The organism is Ochrobactrum sp. EDr1-4 (genome assembly GCF_049199085.1).
Taxonomy (GTDB): Bacteria; Pseudomonadota; Alphaproteobacteria; order Rhizobiales; family Rhizobiaceae; genus Brucella.
In genome coordinates this window covers 68,892-88,610 of record NZ_JBLZOF010000011.1, presented here as the reverse complement: position 1 = coordinate 88,610, position 19,719 = coordinate 68,892, and the positions used below count along the sequence as shown (strand labels likewise).

Sequence of the window (19,719 nt, the reverse complement as noted above, 5' to 3'; positions counted from 1 at the left end):
CGGAGAAAGTCAATGCAAGCCTTCGTCGTCGACAAGTACAAGAAGAAGGGGCCGCTGCGCCTAGCCGACGTACCCGAACCCCGGACCGGTGCAAATGATGTGCTGGTTCGCATCCACGCCACAGCGATAAACCTTCTGGATTCCAAGATAAGGGACGGCGAATTCAAACTGTTCTTGCCCTATCGCCCGCCCTTCATTCTGGGCCATGATCTGGCCGGAACGGTTCTGCGCGTTGGCGCCAATGTCAAACAGTTCAAGTTGGGGGATGAGGTCTATGGCCGGCCGCGCGATCTTCGTGCTGGCACCTTTGCGGAGATGATTGCGGTTAATGCGGACGACATAGCACTGAGACCGAAAAGCTTATCGATGGAGCAGGCCGCTTCGATCCCACTGGTCGGACTGACCGCCTGGCAAGCGCTTGTTGAGGTGGGTAAGGTTAAGCCCGGCCAGAAGGTGTTCATTCAAGCCGGCTCCGGCGGTGTGGGTACTTTCGCTATCCAGCTCGCAAAACATCTCGGCGCCATCGTCGCAACCACCACGAGCCCCGCGAATGCAGAGCTGGTCACGAGCCTCGGCGCAGACGTAGTAATCGATTACAAGACGCATGATTTTGAACAGGTGCTGTCCGGTTATGATCTGGTGCTGAACAGTCAGGATGCGAAGACGCTGGCCAAATCACTGAACGTGCTGAAACCAGGTGGCCGATTGATCTCGATCTCTGGCCCGCCGGACGTTCCCTTCGCCAAATCTCTGCGGCTGAACCTTTTCCTTCTCTTTGTCATGCGAATGCTGAGCCGGGGAGTATTGAAGAAGGCAAAGAGCCGGGGTGTTGAATATTCCTTCCTGTTCATGCGCGCCGATGGGCGGCAGTTGGTTGAGATCGCCAAGCTGATTGACGCTGGCACTATCCGTCCGGTAGTGGACAAGGTATTTTGCTTTGCGCAGACGCCCGATGCCTTAGCGTACGTGGAAACCGGGCGCGCCAAGGGGAAGGTTGTTGTTAACGTATTGTGATGACCATTTTGCCAGCAGGCAGGCTGCTTAGTCAGAGCTTAATGTCCACTTCAAGGGCCCACGGGACAGAATCCGACATTCCGCTCCCGGCCCCATTACAGTCATAAAAAGTGAGGTCGGCGTGTGTCCGACCTTTTGTGTATAGAATCGAGCCTACGACGTAAGACCGTATGTCCGTCTTTGCGCCTGAGGTGGCTCGCCCTACACTGGTCTTCCGAGGTTTGCTCGGACGGGCCGAGCTGATCCTCATCACAGGAGGACGAGCCATGGCAGATTATAAAGAAGCTTTTGTCGGAATCGATGTCGCCAAGCTGTCAATCAGCGTTTAAAAGTTTCCAGTTTTAGTTGGTAATTTGGGTTGTTCTTTTGCGCTGTTTAAATCGGAATGAATCATTTCCGGTTTCTATGATTACGCAGTGATGGGTAATGCGGTCGAGTAGAGCGGTTGTCATCTTGGCATCCCCAAATACGGTGACCCATTCGGCAAACGAGAGGTTTGTTGTGACCAGGAGCGATGTTTTCTCATAGAGCTGGCTGATGAGATGGAATAGTAGCGCACCACCGGCTGCGGGGAACGGCAAATAGCCAAGCTCATCAAGAATAACAGCATCGATCTGTTGTAACTGCTTTGCGAGATTGCCTGCCTTTCCATCACGCTTTTCCTTTTCCAGGAGATTGACGAGATCAACGGCATTGAAGAAACGGATGCGTTTGGAGTGATGCACGGCAGATACGCCGATTGCTGTCGCAAGGTGAGTTTTGCCTGTTCCGGTTCCACCAACTAGAATGATATTGTGCGCTGTTTCCATGAACGCCGCAGTTGCCAGTTGCTCGACTTGTGAGCGCGAGACTGTTGCCTCTTTCCAGTCAAACCCGGCAAGGTCACAGTGGGCCGGAAAGCGGGCGACCTTCAGCTGATATTTCAGGCTTCTTACCTGCCGGTCAACGATTTCAGCTTCAAAGAGTTTTTCCAAAAAGATGTCTGGCTGAACCGGCTTTCTAACCTCTTCCGCCAACCATTCGCTCCAGATCGTGGCCATTCCATAAAGATGCATAGCCTTGAGTTGTGCTAGTTTATCAATAGGCATTAGCAGCTCCCAGCAGCATGTCGTAGCGGGCACAATCGGCCAAAGGCTCAATGGTCAGGCGCAACCTGTCATTATCCTCATCAGCTTGGGGTCTCGGTGGTTCAACGAGGCGTCGCAGCTCATTCATGACAACACCGGCCGACACGGTGCCCGCATTCATCGCAAGTTGACAGGCAATGTCGAGGGCTTCCAACCCATGCTGACTAGCGATCTGTAGCAATTCCACAAATGCACGATCACCACGCGACTGACCAAGGATGTGATCTCTGACAGTCCTGATTGCACTGGGCAAATCCCACTCCCTGAATGGAATGCCATTGCGTAGCGCACCGGGTTTGCGTTCCAGGACAGGGAGATAGTGCCACGGATCACAGATAAGCTGATCACGGCCAAACTTTCTGGGATGGTCAGCTATTTCCCGGTTGTCTGCGACAGCTTTGATCCTTGTCGCACTTGTTCGAACGGAAACGATCTTTCCGGCAAAATCAGCTGGAACACTATAGCGGTTGCGATCGACACGAACCAGGCATGTGCTGGAAACACGCATCATTTGCTCGACATAGCCATCAAAGGCTGCGCGAACAGGACGTAAATCTTGCTTCTCACGCTCAAAACATTCGGCAATAGTCTGTTCGCCATAAGCGGGATGCTTACGAGCTCCCAGTTCCAGGCAACGAACAGACAGCCATACATTCAAATCATCGAAGCTTGCAAAGCGCGCCATCGGTGTAAAAAGCCACTCACGAAGATTGCCGACCTGATTTTCCACTTGGCCTTTCTCCCAACCAGAGGCGGGTGTGCATGCAACAGGCTCAAACAAGTAATGGTTGGCGAGAGCTAAGAACCGGCGATTAAACTGTCGTTCTTTGCCGACGCAGATCAAGTCTACAACGGGCTTCAAGTTGTCGTAGATCATACGAACAGGAACCCCGCCGAAGAATGCAAACGCCCCTACTCAAACATTGGCATGAGCATCAAACACCATCTCTTGGCGTTCCCGTGGACAGCCAACCACAAAACACTGGCGGCTGTGCGCCAGACGGAAATGTGCGACTTTGACGGTCTGGACAACTCCGCCAATCTCAATACGTTCTTGACTCCAGTCGAACTGACACGCCTCACCAGGCGAAAAGGCAAGTGAACAAATGCTGCTTTGATGCCGGTTCCAGAAGCCGTAGCACCAGAGTGATTGTTGCGTTTCCAGCGCTGCACATAACGCTGCACACTATCGTAAGCGCCTTCATACCCTTCTTCTCGCAACCCCTCATAAAGACGCTGCGCTGTGCGCCGTTCACGAGCAGGTTTACGCTTTTCCAGTTCAAGCCAACTCAGCAATCGATCTTCAAAACAACCTAGCCGCCGACCGGGTTTAACAGCCCGCGAATATACAGGCGCTGTCGTAGTCAACAGATGCTTGCGCACCGTCGGTCGTGAAAGACCGACTGAACGAGAAAGCGCACTTATGCTCTCGCCACCAACAAAATGTCGGCGACGTATCTCGGCTATCAATTCCATTGTTATCACCACAGGTTCTCCGGATATTCATCCGGATTGGATCACAACCAGGTGGAAACTTTTAATCGCTGTTTCCGCCCGGAACCTGGTAACTTTTGCACGCTGATTGACACTAGACGGATCGGTCGACCATCAGCATCGACAACTGCGTGGATTTTGGTGGTTAGGCCGCCACGGGAACGTCCCATGCAGCCATCGTCTTGATCCCCCTTTTTCCCTTCGCCGCATGTCGATGAACACGGACACAGGAGCTATCGATCATGACGATATCGTCATCGAAAGCTTTGGAAATCTCGCCCAGAACATGATCCCAGACACCCGCTTTGCGCCATCGCACGAACCGGTTGTAGCATGTGGTATACGGACCATATCGATCCGGAACATCCGCCCATGGGGAGCCTGTCCGAAACCGCCACAAGATAGCGTTGATCACACGCCGGTCGTCAACACGGGGCACGCCGCGCGGCTTGTTCGGTAGCAACGGTTGAATAACACACTACTTGAAATCGGTGAGATCAAACCGGCGACGGGTCATGAGAAGCCTCCAAATCAAGGCTTCAGTGAATCAAAATCAGACCAATTTGAAAACCCGGTTTATGAGTGTGCGGCCTAGCAAACCTATTGCCATTCGCTTCAGCTAATATATGAACAACATGATCGAGCAGGACCATCGCCGCATCAAACGACGCACACGCTCCATGCTTGGTTTCAAATCCGAAACCTCAGCCGGCATCACGCTCTCTGGCATTGAACTCATTCATATGATGCGCAAACAGCAAGGCGTCTGTGCAGATCAGAAAGTATGCTCAATCAAACAACAGCTCGAAGCACTCGCAGCATAATTGCGCCCAGAATTAAGCCGCACTCTGTTCAATTCGAATTTTTCCAACACAACCCTATTTATCTGGCACCCGGTATTACCGATATTACGATCTTGCGCCCGCTTCTCACATTGTTCGTGCAGCAAGTCATGAACATCCTGACACTGGAACACGATCCCAATTCGCTCCCTGTCTATTTTTTGCTTGATGAATTTCGGCAGCTTAAAAAGATGGATGAGATTATGACGAAGCTTGCCTATGTGGCCGGCTATAATATCAAGCTTGCTATCATCATTCAGGATCTCAAAAATCTCGATGAGATTTATGGCGAGACTTCGCGTCACTCGCTTCTTGGCAACTGTGGTTATCAGCTGGTGCTGGGTGCCAACGACCAGGCCACAGCGGAATATGCATCCCGAACCATCGAAATTCTCGGTTTACCCCGTCGTACAAAGGTTGAGCAAATTCGCGAGCGCGATTTGATGATGCCGCAAGAAGTGCTGCAAATGCCAGAAAGCAAGATGATCTTGCTAGTCGAAGGACAACGACCAATCTATGGCGACAAGCTGCGATTTTTCAACACACAGCCCTTTAAGTCCGCTGAAGCTTATTCGCAATCGCATGTTCCTGATGTCCCGACGATTGAATATTTGCCCCATAGGCCAATACCAGCACTCACGAGCGAATATGTGGTTGAAGGCAGCAAGCCCCCAGAGCAGAATATCATCGCCCGTCCTTCTCAGCCTCAACTGCATGAGGAACCTCAGCTAGATAGTAGCGGTGGAGATACAGAAGCCGTTGCAGAAGGTCGTTACAAGAAACAGCCAGATAGCAGAAAGGTCAATCTGAGCGTCAAGTTGCCATCCAAGCGCAACCGCACGTCACCGTCTGCTCTTCCCGCTGATATCAATAACCACATAATGGACGTCGAAGCTCAGCTAAAATCTAGTGCAAAACGATTATTGAAGGTGGTGCATGAGAAAGTTGAAGCCGGCAGCGCTTCACCTCGTAAACGAAAAAGCTATCTCGACATATTCAACGCTACAGTGCCAGTCCCGGAAGACATCGATCTGGCCATGGCCGTTGTAGCAATATCCGAATAGCGCAGCTCATTGGATAGGGACTAAGCCTATGTTATGTGGCGACTGAAGGCTTCCCAGACGGCATGTATGAATATCTTAATGCGCTCACATCCGAATTTAACACTCACGAAAGTGAGGCAGCAACAAGTCGGATGCGGTAGCTCAAAGCGCCCATAATTGAAGTTGCTAACTGATCCGGAAAACCAACGGGTAACGCAGCAATAGCGGCTTCAGCCTGCAGTTCAGCATTTTCGACAATATCTTCGAAGATTGCATTCATCGTTGAGATACCAACACCGGCAAGATCTGCAGTCTGAATAAAATGACGCGGCACGATGTCCGAAATCGTATAGTGCCGGTTTCTGCCAATCGACATGGCGAGTTTAAATTTCTTGCGCGAAATCTGCCTCTCATCAAGACTCGGCTGTGCACTAAGCACATCATAGAGCGGCGTCATTCTGAAACGGCCACCCGGCCCGAGGAAAATACTGAAGTTTTTTGCATGCCCATCCGTCGCGCCGAGTAGCCAGAACAAGATGCAGGCGCGCATGAATAGCGTAACATCAACATCGGGCGTGTCGCTGCCCTTTAACAGATTGATGATTTCCCGCATAGCTGGGCCACCATCGGACTGATACTTTCTGGTGGGTGGGATCGACAACGCTTGGCAAGTATCTTCTTGTGGCAATCGAAGCAATCTTCCGTCTTTCGCCCAAAGGCGATCGAAACGTTCTACGATTAACGTGCGGCGTCCACCGAAATCTGTGATTTCAACGTTAGCCGTGGGGACACCCATTGCTTGCAAAAGTTTCAGACAGAGATACTCATTCTCAACACTATTGGAAAGGTCAACCCCATTTGGAAGCTGACCAATCTGTGGTTTGAGAATATGAGTTGTCGCCGTAGTACCTAAAGGTTTGAACCACTGGCCACCTTTGCGTAACAGAGCAGTTTTCTCCTGTGCTCCCGCAATCGAAATTCTAAAATCTTGATCTTCCCCCATACCAAGCGGAGCGGACGCGAGGTTTTTGATGATGTCAGCAATCTCATCGTCACTGACCGGTTTACCCTCGCTATTGCCGGCAGGTCCCGGATCTACACCGTCGGGCAAGAACTGTAGTGCGCCCACACAGTCCTGGCCGAGCGCAGTCAGGAGACTGAAAGCGTCAATACCGTCCGCACCAACACGCTCAGCGACACGCCTGCGCAATACGTCGTTGTCAGGAAGAAGATTATCAAACACATTGATGACAGGAGTGCCTATATACCGGTCTTCGCGCAAAGGCAGTGACAATGACACCGGGAATGTATTACGCCAATTCAGCCAGCTTGATCCGTACTGAAAGTCGACTGCGCCTGTAGCTTCGCGGCGTAGTACGCCGACATGTCGGCTGTTCAGGAATATATTAAGAGGAACGTGGACCCGCTTTCGCGTCATCAGAACAAGTCCTCAATGTCGGAGGCATCACTCTGACTGCGTGGCCGGACAACCAATTCTAAATTAAGTGCAGAAAGGGCTTCCATCAAGGTGTGCAACTGTACCGCTGGCTCACCAGCTTCAAGGCGTGAAACCGTACCTTGACGCATATGAATTTGTTCACCAAGCACACCTTGGCTCAGACCTGCCTGCTTGCGGGCACGTCGTATGATAGCGCCAAGTTGTTTTTCTGTACGGGCGATCTGTTGGTTCATCGAGCCTCCAGGCCATAGTATACGCGTCATCGTATATTCTTTCAATATACGCGAATTCGAATTATTGAGATATATACGCTAAGACGTATAAACAATTTATATACGCTAATGCGTCTATCGAGATAGAGCGCTCAAACGGGGAAACGACCTTTTGTCATTGAAACTCAATAACAGGCCTCAAAAAACTCGATGATAATAATGCTCGGTTCAGAACGGCCAAAAACTCGCCATGGAACTGATCGTAAAAGTCATCCAGGCAACGGCTGCATTGAACCAGTCCCGAATGACAGTAGCAACATACACGATTGCAACCAGTCCAAGCACGAGCCAAAACAAGATTGCAAACGCATCGTGGGCCTTCGGATCGGGAGGTGAGTTATAAATGTAATCGTGTCGCATAGCCGATTAACGCTCGTGCTCGTCGCGTCCCTTCTTTTGCTGCTGCTCTTGTTCCAGGCCGTAGACTTATAAAGATCTGATCCAAATTCTAGCTGCTGCCAATTTGACGGCGGCGAGAAAGTTCATCGGGTCTTTATCATAACGGGTGGCGATACCTCTGAACTGTTTGAGTTTGCTGAAGAAACGCTCAACGAGATTGCGTTGTCGGTAAACCCATTGGCTGAAAGGATAGCGTCCCGTCCGATTGCTTTTGGCCGGAATATTGGCCCATGCTTGCCGTTGCTTTGTAAATGCTCGTATAGTGTTGGTATCGTAGGCCTTGTCCGCCAGCAGGATCGCACCCTTGGAGATTGTCTGTAACAACGGTTCCGCCATACGGCCATCATGGGCTTGGCCAGCTGTAAGTGCTAGACGGATCGATCGACCATCAGCATCGACAACTGCGTGGATTTTGGTGGTTAGGCCGCCACGGGAACGTCCCATGCAGCCATCGTCTTGATCCCCCTTTTTCCCTTCGCCGCATGTCGATGAACACGGACACAGGAGCTATCGATCATGACGATATCGTCATCGAAAGCTTTGGAAATCTCGCCCAGAACATGATCCCAGACACCCGCTTTGCGCCATCGCACGAACCGGTTGTAGCATGTGGTATACGGACCATATCGATCCGGAACATCCGCCCATGGGGAGCCTGTCCGAAACCGCCACAAGATAGCGTTGATCACACGCCGGTCGTCAACACGGGGCACGCCGCGCGGCTTGTTCGGTAGCAACGGTTGAATAACACACTACTTGAAATCGGTGAGATCAAACCGGCGACGGGTCATGAGAAGCCTCCAAATCAAGGCTTCAGTGAATCAAAATCAGACCAATTTGAAAACCCGGTTTATGAGTGTGCGGCCTAATCCACGTATCGAGACGTTCGCCTTCGCCGCCAGCGACTGGAAAGCAATTTCGCAAACTGCGAACCTGGCTGAAACTAACCGCGACGAAGCTAACTGCATCATCGAGACATGGTCCTACGATCCGGCCGCCTTGTCCGACACCCATTAAGTGGACGTCCTATCCTTGTACGCACAATTCCCGGGTCATCGCGACGAGCGTGTCGCCATGGCTGCGGATGGACTTTTGGAGAACCTAACCTGGTAACCGGCATCGATAAGTTTCAGAAATACTTCGCTGGCCATGAGGACCACTACGCCATCATCGGTGGCGCGGCCTGCGACCTCCTGTTCGATGAAGCTGGCCTCGATTTCAGGGCCACCAAGCATATCGACATGGGGCTTTGCGTTGAGGTGGTCGATGCCGCCTTCGGCACCGCTTTCAAAGAATTTCTGGATGCTGGCGGCTATCAGGCACGCGAACGTAGCTTTAAAAAAAGAAGAAATTTACCGCTTCCACAAGCCTTCGGACCAGGGCTTCCCCTTCATGATCGAGCTGTTTTCCCGCAAGCCCGGCACGCTCGACCTTCCGGAAAATGCAGAACGCACCCCCATTCCGGTCGAGGAAGACATCGCCAGCCTCTCGGCCATTCTGCTCGACGACGGATATTATGAAGCGTTGAACTCCGCGAAGCGAAGGATCGAGCAAGTGACAGTCATCGACGAAACACTCCTCATTCCCTTCAAAGCGCGGGCATTTCTCGATCTGTCCGCAATTGACGAAGCTACTATGCAGGAACTCCAGCGGTATGGAATGGACATCAACCGCGCGAGCTGGGTTATTGAGACTGCAATGGGGACAACCAACAAGGAAAGCGCACAGCTTCCAGAAAAATGAGTCGAAGGCGCCTGTGCTGTGCTTTTCCAGATGGGCGCGAAAGGTGACGGAAATGTTAGCTCGCTTGCGGCGCTCGGTGCGGTCATGGGACTAGGGCCGGAAATAAGCGTCGGCCCAATCGGGGCAACACTTAAACTGCCACCGAAGGCGGCGAATAGCGAAGTTCCATCCCTCTAGGTAATACAGTAGGTGCGTGTCATTCGCCTTTCTTATTGACACCGCCAACCACTAATGACCCACATTTCTGCGCCGCCGCTCCCCTTGAGGAAGCGGCGTCGTGCAGAACCATTGGCAGGATACATCACGCCGAAACTTCGAGAGTTTGTTGCCAGATTCTCGCACATCAACGACTTCGGTTTCTGACCATGGCGTGGTCTCCCTTCGCGGTCGTTAGCACTATGAAAAGCGAAACGACCGCTTTCAGCAAACTTTTGGGAACCCGAATGCCGACATTGCACGCGAAGCGGAAGACCGCAGTCGGCCCATTGCAATCATAGAAAGTGAGGTCGGCGTGTGTCCGACCCTTTGGGTATAGAATCGAGCCTACGACTGGATTTTCGGTAACATAAGAGTCGTATCCCCCAAGCATTGCTTAAAGCTCATAGCTGAATTGCACAAATATTAGATGCAATATGATAAATATTTAGGCATAAGGACGGCAGCTGTGACGCGCGTTCCTCCCATTTCCGCGTCCAGCTGTTCCCCTCTGAAGGTTTAACCTTCAAAATTTATAGGGCCTCGGTCTCCGATGGCCCTCTTTTTTTAATTACAATCCGCATCACCCAGCATTTTCGAGCAGCTTTCGAGCTTTGCCTTCGAGTTCTAACCGCGCATCCTGATGCGTTTTCCCGCGCGCGAATGCTGTAATGCCTTGCACGAAGTCAAATATCGTTTCGGCGGGGCGATCTTCTTCCTGAAACACGGTTTGGATGATTTGACTGGTTTCGACTTTCGAAAACCCACGCTTACGCAAAAAGTCGGTACGATCCTCATCATTACGGGCTACGACCCGTTCACGCGCTGCGCGAATGCCGGCAATGAATGGGCCTGGCGACGCGTTTGTAAAACTGGCCAACGCGGGTGCCGCTTCATGCACAAAACGTTGCGCCGCAAATTTGGAATGTCGAATGGTTATCTCCTGGAAGTTTTCACAACCCCAAAGGTTTCGGTTGCAGCAGACTGCACGAAGATAGAAGCTCGCAATTCCAAGGGTCTTTGACCCAACCTCGCTGTTCCAGGCATAAAAGCCGCGGAAATATAAGTCAGGGTCACCGTTTGGCAGGCGACCAGCTTCAATCGGATTGGCATCATCACAAAGAAAGACAAATACATCGCGATCACTTGCATATAGCGTTGTCGTATCCCTGGTGACATCGACATAGGGATTGTGCGTCATGGAAGACCAATCAAGCACGCCGGGGATTTTCCAGCGGGTTTCGCCGGTTCCATTGCCTGCAATGTTCATGATAGCTTCGATCAGGTCCTTATCCCAGATACGCCCATATTGCGGGCCGGTTACAGCGCGCAGTTGGACCGATCCATCATCCATTTCCAGGGTTTTGACCATTTCCTCCCGGTTATTAAGCAGACCGTGCTGCAGATTAATCGCGGCCAATGGTGCTGGCAGCTGTCGCATATAGCTTGTAGGGGCTCCAACCAGATTGCAGAGTTGCCCGTAACTCCAGTGGGTCGGTGCAATCGGGCTTTTATTGCCCGGCACAAACAGTGACAGCCGCTCAGGATTATCACGGGCTGCATCAACACGGATTTGAGAGCTTTCCACAATTCGGACACGAGCATGCTCAGTCCTTGCGCTGACAGCGCGATGAAGATCGGTAAGTGAGAGAAAACGTTGATCGTCCGGGCGTGAAAACCATTCAGACGAAACACGCCCGATCCACTCACCGCGCGAAATATCGACTTTATATCCTGAGGGAAAGCTCAAGGGGTTGGAAATCGTATAATTCATTGTCATCTCCTGAAACAAACAGGCCCGACTGTCGGGGCGACAGTCGGGCTGAGAGAGAGTAAATTTTGTGATTTTGAATGACGGCGTCAGAGCCGGTCAAATGTCGTTTTTCAGTCAATGGCCTGAAAAATCTCTGCCGCTTCATCATGATAAGCCGCATAGGCATAAAGACGACTATAACCGTCGCAAAGCAGATCAGATTGAGAGCGAAACGACAGATGTGAAAAGGTAAACAAGGTTGCGATAATACCGGCTGCATCAGCCGACACTTCACCACGAAATCCCGTGATTTCACCCGTTATCCGAAATCGCCGGTCGCATTTCGGGGCCAAATAAAGCGGCTCATTATCGTGCTCATAAAACTCCCAGAGCCCACCACTATAATCGAGCGGACTAAGCCGCTGCATGAGATTGTAAACGCTACTTTCCGCGATAATCACGAATGAGCACCCAAACATTGCTGGCAAAAACTGTAAACGGCGTGCTTCAGGAACACGTGCTGCATGCGGGCGAACGAGTTCATTTATGGTCATTGGTGTTACTCCTCAGGGAATTAAGTTCAACCGGAGCTCTCTTCCAAACGCCCGGTTCACCACGAGCCAGCTCAACTCCTCCTCTCATCTACGCTTCAGACGAGAAGCCAAAACCACTCGGTCTCAAATCAGCAAGGCCCGACATGCGCCGGGCCTTGCTTTAAGTGCGAACATCGTAATGATCGCTATTCTGCTGCTTCCTGGTCTTCGTCGTCAGGCTGCTCGCTCTCCACTAAAAACGCAGGCAATTCAGAACCAGTCTCCACCAGAACTGTGCTGTCTCCGACAGGGTCAGCAACCTCGTTTTCGTTCGGTTCCAGGATCAATTCATCGAGTGGAAACCGCAGCATTTGCGGAAGCCAACCGCTACCTTCAAGCAATCGTTCAGCCTCACGGGCCATATCCGGCTTTTTGAGATGATCAATGAGCTGCACGGACTTTTCGCCCTTCGCATCACGAACTGCCTGAAGGATATGTGCCTTTGTTACGCGTCCAAGATAATTCTCGACAGAAGGAACCCAACCTGCATCCACCATGCCAAAGCCCAGTGCATTCGCGAGCACGATGGCGTGCGCATTTTCTCGTGGTCGACGGTTCCATGATTGAACACTGGCATTGAGCGATAGCGACACACAATGTGCGAAGAGTGCCATGCGGCTCGCATCATCAAGGGCCACCAGATAATCCCAAAGCGCCTCAGAATTATCTGGAAGATCCTGTCCCCAAGCTTCTTGCCGCTGCTCAGTCTCCTTTATCCAGACTGTCTCACTAAGTCCGACAGTTTGCGCGAAGGTTGTATTCTGCATCGAAATCTCAAGGCACGATTCCGTGTTTGAGCGATAAAACGCCCTAAGCGCAAATGCATGAAGTGCTGCAATGAATGCCACCAGAGGATTGTTGGCCAGCGCATTGCGCAGTGCAACGGTTCGTTCAGCGGTCAGATCCTCAACAAGCCGCTCGGATAGAGGTCGGATTGTCTCATCCTCCTCTTCCAGATGATTGGCGTGAGATGGCTGGTCGCTTTCTGTAATCCCATGGTGCGATAAACAAGCTGGATCATCGCCCATACCGTCACCGGTATTTGCGAAACTATCCGCTTCAGAGCTTTTCTCCGCAACGACAGGCTCATCTTCCGGGCGAACAAACCCGCGTTCGACTTTCAGCTCGCCATTCACATCCAGCGAGATAAACGCGCCACCATATGCGACTTCTTCAGGGTTAAACTGGTAGGGTCGATCATTGAACGCATCGATTTCATGCCCGAGTTCTTCAAGGCGAGCTTCCGTATCCTGAGAATATTCTTCAGCCTGAGCATATTCAGCATCAAGTCGATCATAATCGGCTTTTAAATCATTATAGCGTGCAAGCTCGTCTTCTGTCATTTCAGGCTGATGCCCGTAAAATCGCCGCAAGCCAGATGTGTGGCCGTATGGAAAATCGATGCGTTCATCAACCCATTTCCAGCCCTCCTCCAGCTTCAAAGCCTCAGCATGCGCTTTCAGATTTTCGAACACGAGCTGCTCCAGCAGTGCCGGATCCTGAAGCCAACCGCCTCCGTCCTGCTCAAAGAGATCACGCATGGTGATACCGCCAGCAGTTTCATAGACTGCAACGCCGACATAAAGCGCTCTACGGTCATTTGCCCGAACGGCAGTTTCGGTCAGCATTCTACGGATGTAAAAAGGATCCTGGTTGTGGGAACGCGACACTACATCCCAGACCTGTTCCTGACGGGCGTGATCATTGGTGATTGAAAACGCCATGATCTGACCAAGCTTGATCTCGTCATTTGCATAAAGTTCCAGAAGCCGGGCCGAAACCGACGCCAAACGCAGACGCTGCTTTACCGTCGATACTGGCAAGTGAAAGCGGGCGGCGATCTCCTCATCATCAAGGCCCTGTTCCTGCAGCTCTCTTATTGCGCGAAATTCATCAAGCGGATGCAGGTCAACACGTTTCAGATTTTCAGCAAGCGAGTCTTCGACCTCAAGAGTTTCACCAGAGCTGACAATGCAGGGTATGCCTACAGTCTTAGATAGCTTCTTCTGGCTAACAAGCAATTCAAGTGCCCGATAGCGTCTTCCGCCAGCTGGAATGCGATAAACGCCCGTCTCTCTTCCTTCAGCATCAAGTTCCGCGCGCACATTGATGCTGGTTAAAAGCCCCCGCTGTGCAATATCATCAGCAAGTTCTTCAATCGAAAGACCCGCTTTGGTCTTGCGGACATTTTGCTGGCTAAGTACGAGTTTATTGAAAGGGATTTCCCGGCCAGCGTTGAGCGATATTTTCTGGTTGGCATGTGCCATAGCATTTCTCCGTGGCAGCTTGGCCGGAGCCTCTCTCCGACCACCACAAACCGCCACGAAACTTCCTTCCCCCCTCTCCCTCCACGCCTTTAAACCCCGGCATTTGCGGCCAACAGACATGAAATCCGTTCATCCTCGTCGACTGATCGGACACATGCTTCTTAAGCGTTTAAAACAAAAATGCTGAAGCAGTACCTTGCTTTTACTATTTATATTTTTGATAGTAAAATGTAGTTTCAATGCTATTTAGCGAAGCGGGAGGACAAGCCTCATGCGAAAGTTCACCATCGACAATCAGGTGTTCGAAGAATCCTCTCAAGAATTGCGTGCTTTTCTTGCTAACGCATATGAGCAGCATCTTCGCCCAATGTGCATGTGCAAGACAAATCACATCCCCATGTATATAGCGCGGGTTGAAGACCAATATCTGATCAAGCGAATGCCTCTTACTGGGTGCGAACATGATTCCAACTGCCCATCACATCAACCGCCCTATGAACTGTCGGGACTTGGTCCCCTTATAGGAACTGCTATTCAGTTCGATAACAGCGGTCAGACAAACCTTAAACTCGACTTCTCAATGACCAGGCGTGGGCCACGACCGGCGCTCCCTAAAGCAAAAATAGCAGCAGAATCCGCTATTCGCCATACGTCTGATAAACTGACACTCCGCGCCATGCTTCATTATCTCTGGGAAGCGGGAGAGCTGACTGAGTGGCGCTCAGCCTGGACAGGCAGACGTGGATGGGGACGCGTACGCTCCAGTTTAATCAATGCAGCCTCGCAAATGAGCACGCGAAGCGGACCGCTAAACGACGTGCTTTACATACCGGAAGTGTTCAGAACACCGGACAAAGATGCAATTAGCGCGCGACGCACGCAATCGCTTAAAAAAGCTCTCGCACCTAAGTCCGGGCCCCGAAAGCTCATGATGGTCGTCGCCGAGGTAAAAGAGTTCTCCTGCGCCCGGGAAGGACAGAAGATCACTGTTCGTCATATGCCCTTCCCGCTATTGCTTGATGAGAGTGCTACGCGACGGCTAACAGTGCGCTATGAGACAGAACTGGACCTTTGGCGCTCAAATGAAGCGTTTCATCTGATTGTCATCGCAACGTTCGCAATTTCCAGTGCCGGGATTGCATCTGTTGACGAAATTGCTCTGATGGTTGTCAATGAAAACTGGTTGCCATTCGAGGATATGGTTGAACTTCAATTGCTGGAAAAGCTTGCACGATTGAAACGGAAAATCGTCAAAGGTTTACGCTTTAACTTGCCCCGCAATAAACCGATTGTCTCGATAACACTTCCCGAACAGAAACCGTCCCCAGTGGCAATGTTTATCGTGCGAGCGGATGTGGGAGATGAATATGAAAATGCGCTTCAGGATATGATTAATGCCCGGCCCGAAATCACACCGTGGATTTGGCATGTCGGCAAAGAAAACATTCCAGAGCTGCCTTATTGACGTACTGCCGGACCAACGGGATCTTCTGGCGCATGAATAATAGTTGATAAAACTGCTATATCAAAAACTATAAACGCGTATAGGAAGGCCAGGTCATGATCAGCGCTGAGTTGGGTAAAACACGTGAAGGCGTTCGCCTGATCGAGGATCGAGAAACACGACTTGTTGCACTTGATGCATTGATCAATCGTGGAAATGCAGATGCTGATGCTGGTCGCACTCATGCTGCGGACGATGTCTTTTGTGAACTGCGCAACCGCTATAACTCTATGCTTGCGGACAAGGCTGAATAAACATTCGGTTTACCGCTGAGGCAAGGGCCTGTGTGGAGCAGACCGGTGATTACATAGCTAAAGATAGTCCGGCCCGGGCTTTATCATTGGTAAAAGAACACGAGCAGAAATGCCGGATGATTGCCAATTCTCCCAAGCTGTTTCCATTGATACCGCGTTATGAACAATTTGCTTTTCGCTGCTGCGTTCATGCAAACTAACTGATTTTCTACAGGTATGAAGGTGAGCAACTTATCATTCTGTATGTCCTTCATAGAGCGATGAATTACGCAGAAATCTTGTTTGCACAGTGAGATATCAAACTCCAATATACGTTGATTGTATATTATTGCATTTCGCATTGTTGCAGCGAGATACATACAAAAACCGGAGGTGCTTGATGCAAGTTTCCAATTTCAGCAGTCGAGAATTTAATCGAAACGTTGCGGCAGCTAAGAAGGCTGAGAAAGGCGATGATATTGTATATATATTCGACAGAGGAAAACCTGCTCATGTGCTCATGAGCATAGAAAAATTCAGGGAGTTGTCCGGGCGGAAACAGAGCATTCTTCAGATGCTTGCTATGCCAGAGGCTGCAAACAACGATTTTGATATTAAACCCTATATCCCACTTGCCGCGCTGAGCAGATTTGTCCTGAAGTATCTGGTCAATTCAAACATTGTTGCTGAGCTTCGTTAAGCGCCATCCGGACGTGCTAATTCACGCACTGCCGAATGGCGGCATCTCGATAGTAAATCTCTGTCGCCCGGAACGCACCATCAATGCGCTTGCATTGAACGATAATGTCGATCGCAATTAGTAGCGAGGCAAGTACTTCTGAGCGTTCCAGATCGCGTCCTGGATCAGACTCTTTCACCAGTGTGGCGAGCTGCTCGAATGCAAGTTCTGCGGAGCCTGCATGAACGGTAGTAATTGATCCCGGATGGCCAGAATTGACGTTTCGAATGTAGTAAAACGCAGTTCCGTCACGAAGCTCCTGCAAAAGGATGCGATCCGGGCGCATACGCAGGCACGATTCCAGAAGTTCACGTGGCCCTGCCCCGGAAAGGCCCTGGCCGCCTTTGGAATAATAAAGGCGCACGTGATTGGGCTGGGGAAGAGCGAGCTCCGGTGTATCTTCGATGGATATCACCCTTTCATTATTGGGAATATGTTTGATCAAAGCTTTGGAAAGCGTGGTTTTAGCGGACCCTGTCGCGCCTGAAATAACAATATTCTTTCGGGCAATGACTGCTTGGCGTAAGAACTCCATGTAAGCGCCATTTTTATAAAGCGCAGCAAGGTTTGTATCCTGCTTAGTTGCTGTCATGCAGCTTATGGCCTCAGAAAAGAAACCACCATTCTCCAGATCTGTGAGTGTGAGATCAAGCGACGATGGCTTACGGATCGTGATGCTGACGGTACCGTTCGTCGTCGCCGGCGGTATCACAATCTGGATGCGCTCATTGTTGGGCAGTGTTGCCGAAAGAATGGGGCGTTTTTCATCAATGGATTGATTGGAGAAAGTCGCAATGGCTCTTGCCAGACGCATGAGTTTTTCAAATGTCAGATCTGGTACACTATGAACGCTCCAGCCTTTGGGCCCTTCCGTGAGCACTTCACCTGGCCGATTGACAATCACTTCATAAAGCGATCGATCTGCAAGGAAGACTGCAAGTGGTGATAGGAGTTCACGTACAACAACTCCATCCGTTTTATCGCTCATTACACAGCCCTACTTTGTGACGATATTTGGATCCGGGACAAAGTCGCCAAGCACCGCTCTATCAAAGATGCGGTTTTGCGGCTCAGTGACACGCAGTCGATAAACACCAGAAAAATCGAGATCACGAGCAACGTAAATTGATACGAGTTCTCCCTGATGCTTATTGAGCGTCGGTAGAATGTTGATTGATTGCTCAACCGCGATTGCTGCGGCCTGCTGGCCAGAACTTGCGGTACTCTGCGCATCAAAACCGGTTTCCTGAAGGCGGTTCTTAGCATAACTGCTAGCATCGCCGACAATCGATAATAAAAGCGCGCTGCCAAACCGCTCCCACCAATGGGTATTAACATGACCACCCATACCTGGGCGACCAAGTGCATCAGTGGCAGGTGATGCGAGCGTAACAATAACACCTTTTGGTGTTTTTGCCCTATTCCATAAGACAAACAACCGCTTTTGACCGCGTCGAAGTCCACCATGATATTCACCTGTAACCTGCGTTCCCTTTTCCATCAGGACCACTCTGCCATTATCAGAAAGAATATCGCGATTAATCATACAGCTTGTGAAGCCCGGCTGATCTGATGAAAGTGCGGTTTCCAGGATACAAGGAATAGAAGTTCCCATCGCGACTATAAAATCACGATTTCCCAAAGTTCCGGCGCGTGAGCCTTCGAGGCGGGTTGGTTGAAGAAGTCCGTCAAAGCGCTGCTGTTCATTATTCGCCGGGCTCTCCCCCGTCAGGCCGTTTGAAAATGCAACAAAGTCGTCATCAGTCGAACCTGAGCGATCAGCAGATGCCCGCTGTTCATACCCGCTCGTCTGCGCCCTGCTATAAGCCATCACAGGAGCGCGCCTTGCAGAATCGAGCAATTCATCTTTTTCTTCAACAACCGGCTCAAGACCTGGAGTCGGAAGTGTCACCTGTGCTTCAGGCTTGGGCAGTTCCGGTTCAGTCTTTTCCTTTACCGGTTCAAAGGCATTGGTCTGGCGGATGACAACACGCTCAGACGATATCTGATCATCTTTGTTCCTCTTTCCTGAAGTCGACCATATTGCAAAGCCAACAAAACCAACGACAGCGAGCGCAACGGCCCCACGTTTAAGAACAGGGTTATTATCAATACGCCGACTAGCCGTTGTCTCAGCACGTTCACCAGGGATCTGGATGTCTTCTTCCTGTGTCATGCCATTAACCCCGCACCTATCGCGTTGATCTGTCATTTTTTACAACACGTTCGACTGACGGCGATGTCGTGCTGGTTTCTGGATTAATGCCGACCCGATTGTATGCTTCGTTAAAAACGCACAAAACATCCTTGCCACTGCGTAGTATGAATTTGGCGCTGATTGCATGAACCATAACGAGATTGCCATCGACAGATTTCGGCACAAGGCTCTCGGACCCATCCGCGTTTTCAATGTAGATTGCTGGCATGTCCTGATTGCCGACAAATGCGAAAGTCGTAACCTTGCCATTGTCATAGACACTGTGGGGTTCTAACGCCTCTGAACCTTGTGCAGAATACTGCCAATTGCGCGGACCATAGGCCTCATGAAGTGCTAATACATCATCAGCGGCTCTTGCCTGCGCCTCCTGCGCACGCGATTGCGCACGTCTGCGACGTGCCTCTGCCTCATCGCCAGGATAGCGAAATTTCACGTAAAAATATGTGTTCTGCCCTGCTTCCACTGTTCCATCGCGTACCGTTAGCTCTAACTGATAACTGCGATTGGACCCATCGCGCTTTGTGGTGATAATGGATATATTGGTTATTGGTTGTTTTTCACGTGGTTTTAAAAAAAGAATATTTCCAGCCGGCGCTACCTCCCAGGCTACCGTATTGCCAAGCGCCACATGCGCTATCTCTTCATCCGCTGCAAACTCAACCTGCACCGATGAACGAAGGGAGCCGACAACTCTGGTAATGTTATAGGGCTGATAGTTAACGAACCGAACGCGATTATCTTGTTGCGCACCACGTGGGATTTCGAGCGCATGCGCAACCGAATTCAGGCTGACAACTATTGCTGCAAGCATTATGGATTTTCGT

General features: G+C 50.8%; 17 protein-coding genes and 4 pseudogenes. 9 read left to right on the top strand and 12 right to left on the bottom strand.

What is annotated here, in order from left to right; genetic code table 11:
- Positions 1-12: 12 nt before the first annotated feature.
- Both ACOZHT_RS21855 and ACOZHT_RS21850 read left to right on the top strand, forming a co-directional pair.
- Positions 13-1,014: an NADP-dependent oxidoreductase gene (locus ACOZHT_RS21855; RefSeq protein WP_339514860.1), complete on the top strand. Its 1,002-nt coding sequence runs from the start codon at positions 13-15 to the stop codon at positions 1,012-1,014.
- A gap of 170 nt (positions 1,015-1,184) precedes the next feature.
- A complete protein-coding gene (locus tag ACOZHT_RS21850; protein WP_339514862.1) occupies positions 1,185-1,343 on the top strand; it encodes a hypothetical protein in 159 nt (52 codons plus the stop codon).
- Between the two features lie 12 nt (positions 1,344-1,355).
- Here the strand turns inward: ACOZHT_RS21850 and istB are convergent, their stop codons facing one another.
- The 3 genes and pseudogenes from istB to ACOZHT_RS21835 all read right to left on the bottom strand — a co-directional run.
- Positions 1,356-2,102: an IS21-like element helper ATPase IstB gene (gene istB / locus ACOZHT_RS21845; protein ID WP_421566566.1), complete on the bottom strand. Its 747-nt coding sequence runs from the start codon at positions 2,100-2,102 to the stop codon at positions 1,356-1,358.
- Positions 2,092-3,626 (bottom strand): annotated as a pseudogene (gene istA, locus ACOZHT_RS21840) (IS21 family transposase). Before istA ends, istB begins: the two are co-directional and overlap by 11 nt.
- 104 nt (positions 3,627-3,730) lie before the next feature.
- Positions 3,731-4,107, bottom strand: a pseudogene (locus ACOZHT_RS21835) (IS5 family transposase); the annotation flags it as partial.
- 151 nt (positions 4,108-4,258) lie between these two features.
- Here ACOZHT_RS21835 and ACOZHT_RS21830 point away from each other — a divergent pair.
- Positions 4,259-4,459: pseudogene (locus ACOZHT_RS21830) on the top strand (DDE-type integrase/transposase/recombinase); the annotation flags it as partial.
- Between the two features lie 56 nt (positions 4,460-4,515).
- Positions 4,516-5,541 (top strand): annotated as a pseudogene (locus ACOZHT_RS21825) (type IV secretory system conjugative DNA transfer family protein); the annotation flags it as partial.
- A gap of 103 nt (positions 5,542-5,644) precedes the next feature.
- Here the strand turns inward: ACOZHT_RS21825 and ACOZHT_RS21820 are convergent.
- From ACOZHT_RS21820 to ACOZHT_RS21810, 3 genes are all read right to left on the bottom strand, one after another.
- A complete protein-coding gene (locus tag ACOZHT_RS21820) occupies positions 5,645-6,958 on the bottom strand; it encodes a type II toxin-antitoxin system HipA family toxin (protein ID WP_339514870.1) in 1,314 nt (437 codons plus the stop codon).
- Positions 6,958-7,212 carry a helix-turn-helix domain-containing protein gene (locus tag ACOZHT_RS21815; RefSeq protein WP_339514872.1) on the bottom strand — a complete coding sequence of 85 codons (255 nt, stop codon included), beginning with the start codon at positions 7,210-7,212 and terminating at the stop codon, positions 6,958-6,960. Before ACOZHT_RS21815 ends, ACOZHT_RS21820 begins: the two co-directional genes overlap by 1 nt.
- Before the next feature lie 465 nt (positions 7,213-7,677).
- Positions 7,678-8,396, bottom strand: a protein-coding gene (locus ACOZHT_RS21810) for an IS5 family transposase (RefSeq protein WP_421566582.1) whose coding sequence is annotated in 2 segments (ribosomal slippage) — positions 7,678-8,126 and positions 8,126-8,396 — 720 coding nt in all. Because the reading frame shifts where the segments join, the coding sequence is not laid out codon by codon here.
- Between the two features lie 43 nt (positions 8,397-8,439).
- Here ACOZHT_RS21810 and ACOZHT_RS21805 point away from each other — a divergent pair.
- Both ACOZHT_RS21805 and ACOZHT_RS21800 read left to right on the top strand, forming a co-directional pair.
- The gene (locus tag ACOZHT_RS21805) at positions 8,440-8,667 is read left to right on the top strand and encodes a hypothetical protein (RefSeq protein WP_339514874.1); all 228 of its coding nucleotides are present in this window, start codon (positions 8,440-8,442) and stop codon (positions 8,665-8,667) included.
- Between the two features lie 249 nt (positions 8,668-8,916).
- Positions 8,917-9,393, top strand: coding sequence for a hypothetical protein (locus tag ACOZHT_RS21800; RefSeq protein WP_421566565.1), 477 nt, complete (start codon positions 8,917-8,919; stop codon positions 9,391-9,393).
- A gap of 778 nt (positions 9,394-10,171) precedes the next feature.
- On the opposite strand, the gene ACOZHT_RS21795 is transcribed toward ACOZHT_RS21800, so the two are convergent.
- From ACOZHT_RS21795 to ACOZHT_RS21785, 3 genes are all read right to left on the bottom strand, one after another.
- A complete protein-coding gene (locus tag ACOZHT_RS21795) occupies positions 10,172-11,362 on the bottom strand; it encodes a DUF932 domain-containing protein (protein ID WP_421566564.1) in 1,191 nt (396 codons plus the stop codon).
- Between the two features lie 110 nt (positions 11,363-11,472).
- Positions 11,473-11,895: an antirestriction protein gene (locus ACOZHT_RS21790; protein ID WP_421566563.1), complete on the bottom strand. Its 423-nt coding sequence runs from the start codon at positions 11,893-11,895 to the stop codon at positions 11,473-11,475.
- Between the two features lie 185 nt (positions 11,896-12,080).
- Positions 12,081-14,201 carry a ParB/RepB/Spo0J family partition protein gene (locus ACOZHT_RS21785; protein WP_421566562.1) on the bottom strand — a complete coding sequence of 707 codons (2,121 nt, stop codon included), beginning with the start codon at positions 14,199-14,201 and terminating at the stop codon, positions 12,081-12,083.
- A gap of 271 nt (positions 14,202-14,472) precedes the next feature.
- Here ACOZHT_RS21785 and ACOZHT_RS21780 point away from each other — a divergent pair, with 271 nt between their 5' ends.
- The 3 genes from ACOZHT_RS21780 to ACOZHT_RS21770 all read left to right on the top strand — a co-directional run bounded on the left by ACOZHT_RS21780 (position 14,473) and on the right by ACOZHT_RS21770 (position 16,638).
- Entirely contained in the window at positions 14,473-15,666 is a 1,194-nt protein-coding gene (locus tag ACOZHT_RS21780; RefSeq protein ID WP_421566561.1) for a DUF1173 domain-containing protein, read from the top strand.
- Between the two features lie 95 nt (positions 15,667-15,761).
- On the top strand, positions 15,762-15,959 hold the full coding sequence (locus ACOZHT_RS21775) for a type II toxin-antitoxin system ParD family antitoxin (RefSeq protein ID WP_421566560.1): 198 nt from the start codon (positions 15,762-15,764) through the stop codon (positions 15,957-15,959).
- Between the two features lie 379 nt (positions 15,960-16,338).
- Positions 16,339-16,638 (top strand): type II toxin-antitoxin system Phd/YefM family antitoxin, encoded by a 300-nt coding sequence (locus ACOZHT_RS21770; protein WP_421566559.1) that lies wholly within the window; start codon positions 16,339-16,341, stop codon positions 16,636-16,638.
- Positions 16,639-16,654: 16 nt separating this feature from the next.
- Here the strand turns inward: ACOZHT_RS21770 and virB11 are convergent, their stop codons facing one another.
- Genes virB11 through virB9 form a run of 3 tightly spaced genes read right to left on the bottom strand, consistent with a single transcriptional unit; the run spans position 16,655 to position 19,706 of the window.
- A complete protein-coding gene (gene virB11, locus ACOZHT_RS21765) occupies positions 16,655-17,665 on the bottom strand; it encodes a P-type DNA transfer ATPase VirB11 (protein ID WP_339514888.1) in 1,011 nt (336 codons plus the stop codon).
- Between the two features lie 9 nt (positions 17,666-17,674).
- On the bottom strand, positions 17,675-18,853 hold the full coding sequence (virB10, locus tag ACOZHT_RS21760; RefSeq protein WP_421566558.1) for a type IV secretion system protein VirB10: 1,179 nt from the start codon (positions 18,851-18,853) through the stop codon (positions 17,675-17,677).
- A 16-nt stretch (positions 18,854-18,869) separates the two neighbouring features.
- Entirely contained in the window at positions 18,870-19,706 is an 837-nt protein-coding gene (gene virB9, locus ACOZHT_RS21755) for a P-type conjugative transfer protein VirB9 (protein ID WP_339514984.1), read from the bottom strand.
- Between the last annotated feature and the right edge of the window lie 13 nt (positions 19,707-19,719).